At 46.4% G+C, this 16,172-nt stretch carries 1 protein-coding gene; it reads left to right on the top strand.

Features of this window, described 5'->3' with window-relative positions; genetic code table 11:
* Positions 1-9: 9 nt before the first annotated feature.
* Complete coding sequence (locus AAHT65_RS17155; RefSeq protein WP_343310563.1) at positions 10-16,101, top strand: non-ribosomal peptide synthase/polyketide synthase; 16,092 nt, start codon at positions 10-12, stop codon at positions 16,099-16,101.
* The last annotated feature ends 71 nt before the right edge of the window (positions 16,102-16,172 follow it).

Here is a 16,172-nt window from a genome sequence, read left to right as displayed (position 1 = left end):
GGTGCTCCAATGTCGGTATTTAAAAATCAAGAAACGTACTGGGATAACCTGTTTGATGAAGAGGATGGCCTAAGCGTATTCCCTTCCTTTAAAGCAGCGGAAAAAGCGTCATTGGCCCGTACCGGCTATCAGGAAAAATGCATCTATCGTTCCTTATCTCCAGAAGTATCTCAAAGAATAATGACAATGGCTAATCATTCCGAAATGGCAGCCTATTTGATATTAATGGCAGGCATTGAATGCTTGTTGTATAAATATACGGACCGAACGAACGTGATTCTGGGCATTCCAACGGTATTAAAGCAAAAAAGCAGCTCGGCTGTCAATACCATTGTCCTATTGAAAAATACGCTTAGCTCCCAGAGTACGTTTAAAACCGTGTTCGAGCAACTAAAAGAAGCGGTTAATGATTCGCTGAAAAATCAAAACCTGCCGTTTCGAAAAATGGTCCAGCATTTAACCGTGCAATACGACGATGAGCGCATTCCGTTGATTCATACCGTCGTTTCGCTCAATGAAATTCATTCCTTGCTATTTAAGGAAGACGTTGCAACCGATACGTTGTTTCACTTTGATTTGGAGAACAACGGGATTCATTTGAAGCTTTTTTATAACGGCAAGCTTTATGATGAGCGCTATATGGACCAAATCGTGTCTCATCTCGATTATCTGTTTTCCGTGATCTTGTTCCAGCCCCAAGCTGCAATCCATACGGCAGAAGTCATACCCGAAGCGGAAAAGCATCAAATGTTGTTTGATTTTAATGACACCAACGCAGATTATTCTGGAAGCCGAACTGCATATCAATTATTTGAAGAGCAAGCTGAAAGAACGCCTGATCATCCAGCCGTCAAGTTCGAAAACAGCCATCTGACGTACAGGGAATTGAATGAAAAAGCCAATCGTTTGGCAAGAACGTTACGAAACTGTGGGGTTCAAGCAGATACATTGGTCGCCATTATGGCTGAGCGTTCGTTGGAAATGATTGTGTCCATGATTGCCATTTGGAAGGCGGGAGGCGCTTATGTGCCTCTGGATCCTGAATATCCAAAAGAGCGGCTTCAATATTTGCTGCATGATGCGAATGCAGACGTACTTGTTGTTCAGCGGCATTTCAAAAACAGCCTCGTCTTTGACGGCCCGACGATTGATCTGAATGATGAAACATCTTACCACGCTGATTGCTCATTGTTATCGCCAATAGCAGAACACAATCATTTGGCCTATGTCATCTATACCTCGGGCACAACGGGTAAGCCGAAAGGAGTGATGGCTGAACATGGCGGGATTGTGAACTCGCTCCAGTGGAAGAAGGCGTTTTTTAAGCATTCCGAAGAGGATCGCGTACTTGTTTTGTACCCCTATGTTTTCGATGCGTTCATTTTAAACTTCTTCGGCCCGCTTATCTCGGGTGCAACTTTGTATCTTTTGCCTAATGAAGACAACAAAGATCTTTTCGCGATTCAAAACGTCCTGAGGCAGGAAAGGATTACCCATTTCTCGACTTCTCCCCGTCTGTTAAAAGCTATGATCGAACAGATGAACGCAGAGGACTTTCTTCATGTTCAACATGTCGTAGTAGGCGGAGAACAACTTGAACCCGATACCGTAGAAAGGCTGTTTTCCCTGCAGCCTCAGATTCGGCTCAATAATGAATATGGTCCGACCGAAAATAGCGTGGTATCTACGTTTCAGCCTGTTCATTCTGCCGATGAACAGATCACGATTGGCAAGCCGGTGGCCAATCACCAAGCCTATATTTTAGGAGCGCACCATCAAATACAGCCGATTGGCGTACCGGGCGAGCTGTATGTCGGAGGAGCGGGAGTGGCCCGCGGCTACCTTAATCGGCCTGAATTGACGAAAGAAAAGTTTGTGCAACATTTGCTTCTCCCTGGTCAAAAGATGTATAAAACGGGCGATCTCGCCAGGTGGCTGCCAGATGGAAGGATCGAATATTTGGGACGAATCGACCATCAAGTAAAAATTCGCGGATACCGTATCGAGCTTGGCGAGGTGGAGTCGGCCATGTTCAACCTGGAAGAGGTTCGTGAGGCGGCAGTCGTTGCGCGGGAGGGCGAAGACGGAGCTAAACAATTGTATGCCTATTATGTCGGAGAGCCTTCTTTGACCGCCGCGCAGTTCAGAGCCATGTTGTCCCGTGAACTGCCGGATTATATGATTCCCTCTTACTTTATCCATTTGGAATGCATACCGCTCACTCCCAATGGAAAGATTGATCTGAAAGCTTTGCCTGTTACCGAAGAAAAAACGCGGTCGGAAAACGAATACATAGCCCCGCGAAACTCAATAGAAGAACTGCTGGTGTCCATTTGGCAAGAGGTATTAGGCGCTGATCGTATAGGAATTTTGGATAATTTCTTTGATTTTGGCGGAGATTCGATTAAATCAATTCAGGTTTCTTCCAGATTGTATCAAGCCGGTTACAAGGTTGACATGAAGCATTTGTTTAAATATCCCACGATTGCTGAGCTAAGTACTTTTGTAGAGCCGGTAAGCAGAATGGCCGATCAAGGGGAAGTGAAGGGAAGGACTAGTCTGACCCCGATTCAACATTGGTTCTTTGAACAAATGATGCCGCATGCGCACCATTATAATCAGGCCGTTATGTTATTTTCGGCGCAAGGATTTAAAGAGGCACCTCTTCGCCAGGCGATGGAACGCGTCGCTGTGCACCACGATGCGTTGCGGATGATTTTTGAAGAAACACCTAACGGATACGTTGCTCGAATTGCGGGAACAGAAGAAAGTGAATTGTACCATCTGGAAGTGATGAATTGTAAAGGGGATGCCGATCCGGCCCAAGCTGCTGCCAATAAAGCGAGCCGGATTCAAAGCAGCATGGAATTAAGCCAAGGGCCTTTGATGAAGCTTGGTTTGTTCCAATGTCCGGACGGAGATCATTTGCTTATTGCGATTCATCACTTGGTTATCGATGGAATATCCTGGCGAATTTTACTTGAGGATATTGCCAGCGGCTATGAGCAGGCGATGCGTGGACAAACGGTCCGGCTTCCGCAAAAAACAGACCCATTTCCATTCTGGGCGGAGCAATTATCCAAGTATGCGCTGGAAACCGAGATGGAGCAGGAGCTTGCCTATTGGACCGAGCTTTCAAGCCTGGAGCTGCAGCCATTGCCTAAGGATAACATCAGCGAAGGTTCGTTATTGAAAGACAGCGACGAAATGACGATTCAATGGACAAAAGAAGAAACGGAGCAATTATTAAAACAAGCGAATCGAGCCTATAACACGGACATCAACGACCTGCTGCTGACTTCGTTAGGACTGGCTGTTCACAGGTGGACAGGCATGGAAGAAGTTGTCGTGAACTTGGAGGGTCATGGAAGAGAACCGGTTATTCCGGATGCGGATATCACTCGCACGGTAGGATGGTTTACAAGCCAGTATCCTGTCGTACTAAAGATGGAAGCAGGAAAAGAGCTGTCGCAGCGCATCAAGACCGTAAAAGAAGGTCTGCGCCAGATCCCCGATAAAGGAATGAATTATAGTGTTATCAAATATTTATCCGGACGTCCGGAAGCTGACAGCCTGCAGCTGAATCCCGAAATTTCGTTTAATTACTTAGGCCAGTTCGACCAGGACCTGCAGCATCATGCTTTTCAGGTATCGCCTTATTCCACAGGGTTATCGATGAATGAAAACCAAGTGAGAACGTCCGTGCTTGATTTGAATGGCATGATTGCAGAGGGGAAATTATCGCTGACACTCAGCTACAGCAATAAGCAATACGAAAGATCGACCATGGCGCAATTTGCCCAAAGTTTGAAAGAAAGTCTGCAAGAAGTCATTGCGCATTGCGTAAGCCAACAGCTGACATCATTGACGCCAAGCGACATCCTGTTAAAGGATATCACGATAGACGAACTAGAACAGCTTTTGGAGCAAACGCGTGAATTAGGCGAAGCAGAAAATATATATCCATTAACGCCGATGCAGAAGGGCATGCTGTTTCACAGCTTGTTTGACCCAAATTCAGGCGCTTATTTTCAGCAAACGACGTTTGATCTGCATGGAGATTTGGATATCGATTCATTTTCAAACAGCTTAGATGGCTTATCGCAAAGACACGATATTTTCCGCACGAATTTTTACAGAGGATGGAAAGACCAGCCGCTGCAAATCATATTTAAAACCAAAAAGATCGGATTTCAATTCATCGATTTACGCGAGATGACTGAAGCGCAGAAAGAAGAGATGATTCAGGCATATGCCATAGAAGATAAGATTCGGGGATTCGACTTAGCGAAAGACGCGTTAATGAGGTTATTTATTCTTCGTACGGATGAAAAGACCTATCGTTTTATATGGAGTTTTCACCATATTTTGATGGACGGTTGGTGCCTGCCGCTTATTACAAAAGAAATATTCGACCATTACTTTGCTTTGCTTCAGCAAAAGCAGCCTGAACAAGCGACGATTACTCCGTATAGTCAATATATTGAATGGCTCGATCGGCAAGATGCGGAAGAGGCCAAGCGTTATTGGGATCAATATCTGGAGGGGTATGAAGAACAAACCGTCCTCCCTAAGGACAATCACCTGGCGGAAGATGAACGTTACATACCGGAGAAAGTGACATGTGAAATAGGCGCTGATCTCACATTGAAAATGAAGCAGACGGCCAGCAAGCGCCATGTCACACTGAACACGCTGCTGCAAACGGCATGGGGGGTTTTGCTGCAGAAATACAATCGGAGCGGAGACGTTGTTTTTGGAAGTGTCGTATCCGGCAGACCGGCGGGGATACCAAACGTGGAAACCATGATTGGCTTATTCATTAATACCATTCCTGTGCGAATTCAATGTGAAGATGGAACTACTTTTGCCGAGCTCATGAAACAGGCGCAGGAAAGGGCCGTAGCCTCTCAAAAGTATGAGACTTATCCGTTGTACGATATTCAAGCACGTACAACCCAAAGGCAAAATTTAATTACACATTTAATGATATTTGAAAATTACCCTGTTGGTCAGTATATGGAAAGCATAGGTCAGGATGACGGATCATTTATCGCAATCTCCAACGTGCAAATGGAGGAACAAACCAACTACGATTTTAATGTAACCGTTATACCGGGTGAAGCGATGAACATCTATTTTGAATACAACGCCAAGGTGTATGACCGGGCAAGCATGGAGCGGATTCGGGAACATTTCGTACAAATCTTGCATCAAGTCGTTGCAGATGCGGATATCCAGGTGGAACAAGTGGAATTGTTAACGGAAGGCGAAAAAAGACATCTTCTTCAGACGCTTAACGACACGGCTGCGCCATATCCGCAGACGGCGGTTTATCAATTGTTTGAAGAGCAATCGCAGCGAACGCCCGATCAAGCAGCCGTTATCGATAAGGACGAGCAGCTCACGTACCGGCAGCTCAACGAGCGGGCAAACCAACTGGCGCGAACGATAAGAGCGAAGGGCGTGCAGGCGGATCACCCCGTAGCTATCATCAGCAGAAACAGTATCGAATCGGTGGTAGGGATACTTGCCATTCTAAAAGCCGGCGGAGCCTACGTCCCTATAGATCCGGAATATCCGCAAGACCGCATCCAGTACATGCTGGAAGACTCCAAAGCCGGGATCGTCTTGATGCAGCGTGATGTCCGGGAGCAGCTCACCCATAAAGGCGTCACGGTTTTATTGGATGAGGAAAGTTCCTATCACGAAGATGCCTCTAACCTTGAACCGCTCAGTGATGCGAACCATTTGGCGTATGTGATTTATACGTCAGGTTCGACGGGCAAGCCCAAAGGCGTATTAATCGAGCACCGGGGCTTGACCAATTATATTTGGTGGGCGAGAGAGGTTTATGTAAAAGGCGAGAAAACCAACTTCCCGTTGTACTCGTCGATCTCTTTTGATCTAACGGTGACTTCCATTTTCACACCGTTGGTCACAGGTAATACGATCATCGTCTACGACGGAGAGGACAAAACAGTTTTACTTGCATCGATTGTGCAGGACCCGAGGGTAGATATCATTAAATTGACCCCGGCCCATTTGCAGGTTTTGAAAGCAATGAATATCGACAATAAAACAGCTATCCGAAAAATGATTGTGGGCGGCGAGAATCTGAGCACCCGGTTAGCCCAAAGCATTCATGAGCAATTTGAAGGCCGAATTGAAATATGCAACGAATACGGGCCGACAGAAACCGTTGTCGGATGCATGATTTACCGTTACGACTCCGTGAGAGACAGACGAGAATCGGTACCAATTGGTACAGCAGCAGCAAACATGAGCATTTATGTGCTGGATGAGAACTTGAAACCGGTGCCGATCGGTGTCCCAGGAGAAATATATATTAGCGGCGCCGGTGTAGCAAGAGGATATTTGAACCGTCCGGAATTGACGGCAGAGAAATTTGTCGATGACCCGTTTGTACCCGGAGCCAAAATGTATAAGACCGGGGATTTGGCAAAGTGGCTGCCTGACGGGAACATCGAATATGCAGGCAGAATGGATGAACAAGTCAAAATCAGAGGCTATCGCATCGAATTAGGCGAGATCGAGGCAGCGCTGCATCAAGCAGAAGCGATCAAGGAAGCGGTCGTCACAGCCAGAGAAGATGTCCATGGGTTTAAACAATTGTGTGCGTATTACGTAAGCAGCCAGCCTTTAACGGTATCCCACCTCCGGGAACAATTGTCTCATGTCCTGCCTGGCTATATGGTTCCGGCCTATTTTATCGAGCTGGAAAAAATGCCTTTAACCTCCAATGGAAAAATAAACCGGAAAGGGCTGCCGGCCCCAGATTTACGGCTGCAGAATAGAGCAGAGTATAAGGCCCCCCGAACAAAAGTGGAAGAAATATTAGTTTCTACTTGGGAAGCGGTATTAGGCGCTGAAAACGTAGGTATTCTCGATAATTTCTTTGATCTTGGCGGAGATTCCATCAAATCGATTCAAGTATCTTCCAGATTAAATCAGCAAGGATACAAAATGGAAATCAAACACTTGTTTCAATATGCGACCATTGCCGAATTGAGTCCGCATATCGAGCAGAATCTGCGTGTACCCGATCAAGGTGAAGTCAAAGGAAAGGTCAGCCTGACTCCTATTCAGCATTGGTTCTTTGACCAAACAACGATAGATCCGCATTATTATAATCAAGCTGTCATGCTGTATGCACCGCAAGGCTTTCAGGAATCGCCGCTTCGCCAAACACTGCAAAAGCTTGGAGAGCATCACGATGCGCTTCGCATGATGTTCCGGACAGCGGGTAACGGATACGAGGCTTGGAATGCAGAGATCGCCCAAAGCGAGTTGTACCATCTTGAAGTCACGAATCTGAAAGCAGAAGCCGACCCGGGTCCGACTATTGAAGCCAAGGCTAACGAGATACAGGGCAGTATGCGTTTAAGCGGCGGCCCGTTAATGAAAGCCGGATTGTTTCAATGTACAGATGGGGATCATTTGCTCATTGCCATCCATCATTTAATTGTAGACGGGGTTTCATGGCGCATTTTACTGGAGGATATCGCTAGTGGTTACAGGCAAGCCGAGAATGGGCAAGTGATTCAATTGCCGCAAAAAACAGACTCTTTCCGGCTATGGGCCGAGAGACTGTCGGAGTATGCGCAAAGTGCGGCCATCAAACAAGAACAGGAATATTGGACACAGATCGAACAAACTGATGTGAAACCGCTGCCTAAAGATTTTCATGAAACGCGTACGTTCTCAAAAGACAGTGAAACGGTAACCGTGGAATGGACCAAAGAAGAGACGGAGCTGTTATTAAAACAAGCGAATCGCGCTTATAACACTGAAATAAACGACCTGCTGTTAACCTCACTGGGGCTTTCCATATCGCATTGGTCAGGACTTGAACAGATTGTGGTTCATTTAGAGGGACACGGAAGAGAACAGATTATCCCTGATATGGATATCTCTCGCACGGTGGGGTGGTTTACAAGTCTGTATCCGGTTGTGCTTCACACGCAGCAAGGCAAAGAAATATCTTATTATATCAAGACGACCAAAGAAGGGCTGCGCCAAATTCCGCATAAAGGGATCGGATATGGAATAGCAAGGTATTTAAGCAGTTCAATGCCAGCGAAAATGAGTCCGGAGATTAGTTTTAATTACCTGGGGCAGTTTGATCAAGATTTGCAGCATCATGCGATTCAATTATCTCCTTACTCCTGCGGTGCAGACTCGAGCGAAAATCAAGTCAGACCGTATGTATTGAATATAAATGGAATGATTTCCAAGGGCCGGTTGATGCTGACGATTAGCTATAGCAACAAACAGTACGTAAGAGAAACGATCAAGCGGTTATCGGCATTTATTCAAAGCGGCCTTCGGACAATCATTGATCACTGTGTTCATAAAGAACAATCGGAACTGACGCCAAGCGATATTCTGTTAAAAGGCATGACCGTTGACGAATTGGACCAGCTCCTTATTCAACTGCCGCATGCAAGTGAGATCGAAAATGTGTATCCGCTCACTCCGATGCAGAAGGGGATGCTGTTTCACAGCATGCTGGATGAGGACTCAAGTTCTTATTTCGAACAAGCATCGTTTGATTTGCAGGGAGAGTTAGAGATTGATAGGTTTGCAGCAAGCTTGGAGCGTTTATTTGAAAAATATGCCGTGCTCAGAACCCGTTTTTATAGCGGCTGGAACGATGTCCCTTTACAAATTGTCTATAAAACGCAAAGACCGAAAGTTCATTTTGCAGATCTGCGTGACATGGATAAGAACCGGCGTGAGGATGAAATCCGATCCTATCAACGGGAGGATAAAGCGCACGGATTTGACCTGGCTCAAGATCGGCTGATGCGCATGGCGATTTTCCGTATGGAAGATTACAAATATCATATCATTTGGAGCTTCCATCATATTGTCATGGATGGCTGGTGCCTGCCTCTTATCACGAAAGAAGTGTTTGAACATTATATCGCCCTGCAAGAGGGCAGAGAAATAGAATCCGTTTATACAGCTCCTTACAGCGACTATATGGAATGGCTTGATCGTCAAGATCATAAGGCGGCCAAACAGTACTGGAGTGAGTATCTTGAAGGCTATAAAGGTGAAACCCGGATTCTTCAAAAAAGACCCCAGCATGAACGAAAAGCATATGCTTATGCCAATGTGATCTGCCAATTAGATCAAGAACAGACAAAACAATTACAGCAGATCGCAAATCAGCATCAAGTCACGTTAAATACGTTGATCCAAACGGTGTGGGGAATTTTATTACAGAAATATAGCGGGACCGGCGACGTTGTCTTTGGCAGTGTCGTGTCGGGAAGGCCGGCGGATATCCCCGGTGTGGAACAGATGATCGGTCTGTTCATAAATACCATTCCGGTTCGAATCCGTTGCGATGAGGATCGCTCTTTCGTCGAAGCGATGCAAATGGTTCAACAAAAGGCATTGGCTTCCCAATCGTACGATACCTATCCTTTATACGAAATTCAGGCACAAACGGAACAGAAGCAAGACTTAATTGATCATATTATGATCTTTGAAAACTATCCGATAGGACAACAAGTCGAGCAAGCAGGCCATGATGCTGCGGAATTAAACATCGTGAATTTTCATATGGAAGAGCATTCCCATTACGATTTTAATGTGGCTGTCATCCCTGGCGAACAACTGGCCGTTCATTTTGGTTTTAACCAAAACGAATATGAACAATCAGAAGTGGAGCGGGTTCGAGGACATTTTGAACAGCTCATGCATCAAGTATTGCAGCATCCGCACATCAAAATAGAAGAATTGGAACTTTTGACCAAGCGAGAAAAAGAACATCTGCTCAACCGTTTTCAGTCTAGCGAATTGCATTACTCTCGTGAACAAACGATTCATCAGCGGTTCGAGGAACAAGCGCGCCGTACGCCGGACCGTGCAGCGGTTGTATTCGAGGGAGAACAGTTAACGTATGGGGAACTGAACCAGCGAGCCAATCAGCTTGCGCGAACCTTGCAAGATGAAGGAGTGCGAGCGGGTCAACTTGTCGGCATTATGGTTGATCGTTCCTTGGAGATGATTACAGGGATCTTAGCAGTTTTAAAAGCGGGCGGAGCGTATTTGCCAATAGATCCGTATTCTCCTCTGGAACGCATCCATTATATCGTAAGGGATTCGGGCATTAACGTATTACTTATGAGCGGGAAAATTCCAGACAACGCCGTCTTTTCCGGAACATGTATCGATATGCAAGAGAAACAAGCCTATCAGGAAACAGATGTCAATCTGGCGCTGCCATGTCAGTCCAATCAACTGGCCTATGCCATTTATACTTCTGGCACGACGGGAAGGCCAAAAGGCACGCTGATTGAACATCGCCAGGTGATTCACCTCATCGAAGGGCTGCGTCTTCAGGTTTACTCCGCCTATGATGCGGTTTTGCATGTGGCCATGCTCGCTCCATATTATTTCGATGCTTCGGTCCAGCAATTGTACGCTTCCTTGTTGTTAGGACATACCTTGTTTATCGTTCCCAAAGAGACGGTGTCCGATGGTGCAGCCTTATGGCATTACTATCGAGAGCATCGTATTGACGTAACCGACGGAACGCCTGCCCACTTAAAGCTGCTGGTAGCTGCAGATGATAGGCAAGGAGCACCGCTTCGTCATCTCTTAATCGGAGGAGAGGCGCTTCCCAAAACGACGGTAACCAAGTTCATGCAGTTATTTGCCGCTCATGGCGCAGTACCTGCCATTACCAATGTATATGGCCCTACCGAAACTTGCGTGGATGCGTCCCTGTTCAACATCGAAGTTTCTGCCGATGCTTGGACTCGCAGTCAAATTCACGTCCCAATAGGCAAGCCGCTAGGCAGCAATCGCATGTACATTCTCGATTCGCAGCAGCGATTACAGCCAGTGGGCGTCCAGGGCGAGTTATACATTGCAGGGGACGGCGTTGGCCGCGGATACTTGAACTTGCCGGAATTGACGAATGAAAAATTCGTTGACGATCCGTTTGTCTCATCGAGCCGAATGTATAGAACCGGCGATCTGGCTCGGCTTCTGCCGGATGGAAATATAGAATTTATTGGGCGAATCGATCATCAGGTGAAAATTCATGGTTTTAGGATTGAACTTGGTGAAATCGAATCGCTGATGTTGAACGTTCCGGAGATTCAACAAGCCGTCGTTTCTGCCTTTGAAGATGCAGAGGGCGAGCAATATTTATGCGGGTACTATTTGGCGGACGAGCCATTCCCGATTAGCGAACTTAGGGATGTTCTGGCCCGACATTTACCAGGATATATGATACCGGCTTATCTTGTACAACTGGACCAGATGCCGTTAACGCCGAACGGAAAGTTGAATCGTCAATTATTACCGGCGCCGGACGGAAAGCGATACGGTGCCGCGGAATACGTGTCGCCGCGAACTTCGACAGAAATTCAGCTGGCGAAGATTTGGCAGGATGTTCTCGGATTAGAGCAGGTGGGGATTCGAGATAACTTTTTTGATGTCGGGGGACACTCCCTGCGTGCGACGACGCTAATTGCAAAGATTCAAAAGCAATTGCATGTTCAAATCCCTTTGCGAAACGTGTTCCAGTTCCCAACCATTGAACAGCTTGCGCAGGCGATTACGATGATGGAGCAAACCGGATATGCTTGTATTCCTGCAATCGAAAAAAGGCCCTATTATCCGGTATCCTCTGCACAAAAAAGATTGTACATTCTCAACCATTTGGAAGGCGGAGAGCTCAGTTACAACATGCTGGGCATGATGGATGTCGAAGGGGAGCTGGATCGGGGCAAGTTACAGGAGTCCTTTGCTCAACTGATTCAGCGCCATGAATCTTTGCGCACCGGCTTTAAAATGGTGGACGGAGAACCTGTTCAGTATGTCTTGGATCACGTTGAATTTGCAGTAGAATCGTATCAGGCCAGGGGAGATGAAGCGGACCTTTGTATCCGTCAATTTGTTCGTACATTTCAACTGGAGGAGCCTCCGCTGCTTCGTGTCGGGCTGATTGAGCTTCAACCTAATCACGGAATCCTGCTGTTTGATATGCATCATATTATCTCGGACGGAACATCCATGAGCGTACTGATCAAAGAATTTGTCCGAATGTATGAAGGAGAGGCATTACCACCCCTGCGGATCCAGTACAAAGACTACGCAGTGTGGCAAACCGGGGCAGCGCGATTAAAGCAAGTACAAAAGCAAGAAGCCTATTGGCTGGAGCTGTACAGCGGCGATATTCCCATCCTTCATCTGCCAACCGATTATATACGGCCTTCCGCAAGGGATTTTACGGGAGCTACGCTGCACTTTACGGTTGATGAGCAAAGAAGCGCGGGGTTAAAGCAACTGGCATTTAAAAACGAATCCACTTTATATATGGTGCTTCTTGCGTCCTATACCTTATTGCTGTCTAAATACAGCGGCCAGGAAGACATTATTGTGGGCAGCCCCATAGCGGGGAGACCGCATGCGGATTTGGATTCGATCATCGGTATGTTCGTCAATACACTGGCGATGCGTAATTTCCCTGCCAAAGAGAAGACGTTCTCTCAGTATCTTGCCGAAGTGAAGGAGAATGCATTAAAAGCTTATGAGCATCAAGATTATCCGTTTGAAGCTCTGGTTGACCAATTGAACATCGCCAGAGACTTAAGCCGCAATCCGTTGTTCGACACCATGTTTGTGCTGCAGAACACGGAGCAAGAACAATTAGTGATGGATGGCTTGACATTTAACCCTTACCCGAGCGAACATACGATGGCTAAATTCGACTTAACCTTAACAGCTGTGGAAGAAGAGAAGCGCATTCATTTCACAATGGAATACCTGACGACACTGTTCAAGCCGGAAACGATCGAACGCATGATGCGGCATTTTGTGCAGCTAATCGATGCGATCATCGAACATCCTGAGGCCAAGCTGGCTTCTTTAGATATGATGTCGCCGCAAGAGAAAAGTGAAATTTGGGAACTGTTTAACGATACTGCAGTAAACGATGAACATATCTCATCAACGATTCATCAACAATTCGAGCAACAGGCTGAGCGCACTCCTGACCATGTCGCCGTTTTGTTTGAAAATCAAACCTGGACCTATCGTCAGTTGAATGAACGCTCCAACCAACTGGCACGTGCGCTTCGGAATCAAGGCGTAGGCGCCGATCAGGTGGCTGCCATTCTCACGGAACGCTCGGCAAATCTGATTATCGGGATTTTAGCAATATTAAAGGCCGGTGGGGCGTTTCTTCCAATAGATCCGGAGCTTCCTGAAGAACGACGTGCTTTTTTAATGAAAGACAGCGGCGCCAGTGTGCTTTTGACTTGTGCCGATCATACCGTTCCGCCTTCCTTTGAAGGTGTGGTGGTTCTGCTTGACGATCCGTTGGTATATCAGGGCGAGGAAAGCAATCTTAACCTTTCTTATGCGGAAAATCATTTATTGTACGTCATTTACACATCAGGTACAACAGGAAAGCCTAAAGGGGTTCAATTAGAGCATAAAACCATGTTGAATCTGCTCGCTTATGAGCGGGAACATACGCAGTTGCGTTTTGACAGGGTGCTGCAATTTGCCGCGATGAGCTTCGATGTCTGCTATCAAGAGATTTTCTCCACGATCTTAAGCGGCGGGACACTTTATATCATTGACAATGAGGCAAAACGCGAAATTCGTCATCTCAACGATTTTGTCAAGACACACAGGATACAAACGGCATTTCTTCCTACCGCGTTCCTTAAGCTCCTTGCATCGGAGAAACAATTTTTCGAACCGTTTGCCGAATGCGTGGATCATATGATCGCCGCGGGAGAACAGCTCATCGTGTCGAGTATGCTGCGAGAAATGCTGGCGCGTCACCATGTCACGCTGCATAATCATTACGGTCCATCGGAAACGCATGTCGTGACCATGTATACCGTTGATCCGGATATTCATCAGGAGCTTCAGCCTATAGGAAAACCGATTTCGAATACGGAAATTTTAATTCTGAATGAAGCCGGGACGCTTCAGCCTGTCGGTATCGTCGGTGAACTTTGTATTTCCGGGGTCAGCTTAGCCAGAGGTTATCATAACCGGGAATCTTTGACGCTCGAAAAATTTGTTCCGCATCCCTATGATACGAATCAACGGATGTATAAAACAGGCGATCTTGCCCGTTACCTGCCCGATGGAAATATTGAATATGCCGGAAGAATGGACCATCAAGTCAAAATTCGCGGATACCGGATCGAACTTGGCGAGGTTGAAGCCGCCCTTCTCAACATCGAGTATGTACAAGAAGCGGTTGTCCTGGCCAGAGAAAATGCAGAGGGGCAAAGCGATTTGTATGCCTATTTTGCAGCGGAGCAATCACTGCCGAGCAGTCAGCTTAAAGAAAAGCTTGCTAATCAAATACCAGGCTACATGATTCCCGCATATCTGATGCAGCTGGAGCAAATGCCGTTAACCTCCAATGGAAAAGTGAATCGCGAAGCATTGCCGCTGCCCGAAGCAGGCTTGCAAACCGGGATTGACTATGTTGCTCCAAAGACGAGAATGGAAGAGCAGTTAGTTCACGTCTGGAAAGAAGTATTGAAGTTAGAACAAGTAGGCGTGAAAGATAACTTTTTCGATATCGGCGGGCATTCGTTACGGGGGATGACGCTCGTTGCCAAAATCCATAAACAATTCCACAAAAGCATTTCGTTGAGAGAAGTGTTTCAATGCCCGACGATTGAAGAAATGGCGAAGGTCATTGCAGGCGCGGAAACGTGCGGACCTGATGATATCCCTGCTGCAGAGGTCAAAGATGTTTATCCTGTATCTTCGGTACAAAAGATGGTTTACCTGTCTACACAAATTGAAGGCGGAGAACTAAGTTACAACATGCCGGGAATTTTGACGTTGGAGGGAAGGATCGACATGGATCGTTTACAAACCGCGTTCCATAGACTGATTCAGCGCCATGAATCGCTGCGCACCGGATTTGAAATGATCCGCGGAGAACCGATGCAGGTGATCAAGCAGCAGGTGGAATTCTCTATAGAAAGGTACAAGGCAGCGGCTGAGGAGGTCGAGGAGCTGTTCCGTACCTTCGTACGAACGTTCGATCTTAGCCAGGCTCCATTGCTTCGAGCCGGACTCATTGAGTTGAAACAGGACAAGCATATTTTCATGTTTGACATGCACCATATCGTTACGGACGGCGCTTCCATGAATATATTTGTCGAAGAACTGATTCAACTATATGACGGCAAAGAATTAGCTCCGCTCCGGATTCAATACAAAGACTTCACTGCATGGCAGCAGCAGGCAAAGCAGAGGGAACGCATCAAGAGGCAGGAGAACTATTGGTTGGATGTATTTCATGAGGAGCTTCCGTCATTTGAGCTGCCGAAAGATTTTGCCAGACCGCGCGTTCGAAGCTTTGATGGAAAGCGATACAATTTTGTTCTTGATGAGACTGTGGTCCAAGGTCTAAAACAGATGGAAGAATTGACCGGAGCGACCGCTTATATGATCTTGTTGGCATCCTATACTATATTGCTGGCCAAATACAGCGCTCAAGAAGATATTGTCGTCGGTACGCCTATTGCGGGAAGAGTGCATGAAGATTTACAACATATCATCGGGATGTTTGTGAATACGTTAGCTATTCGTACGGCTCCGGCTGGAGAAAAGACCTTTATGGACTATGTAACGGAAACCAAAGAAACGATGCTGAAAGCTTATGAAAATCAAGAGTATCCTTTTGAAGAATTAGTTGAGAAGCTGGGAGTGAAACGAGATTTAAGCCGTAATCCGTTATTCGATACGATGTTTGTTGTGCAAAATACGGAACAAACGGATATTGAAGTGGATTCTCTTACTGTCAGACCTTATGAACAAACGAATACGGCGGCCAAATTTGATTTGCAGTTGACTTTCGTGATGAACCCGCACGAGATTCAAGGCAGCTTTGATTACTGTACGAAGCTATTTAAACAGAAAACCATCGCTACGCTGGCCAAGGATTATGCCATGATCCTGTCGGCGATTATAAAAGACCCATCGATTCCTTTAAAAGAAATTCAATTAAGTGAGAAAGTAAACAAAATAGAACACTACGCAAGCGAAATCGAATTGAATTTCTAAAAACGGCCGGTAAGGCTGTCCGCGGCATGTTTATGCGGGGACAGCCGCCAGCCGGCTTAAATTTACTGGAG

The sequence above is a fragment of the Bacillus atrophaeus genome, from assembly GCF_039519175.1.
In the GTDB taxonomy this organism is placed as follows: domain Bacteria; phylum Bacillota; class Bacilli; order Bacillales; family Bacillaceae; genus Bacillus; species Bacillus atrophaeus.
This window is presented reverse-complemented; position numbering and strand designations above follow the sequence as displayed.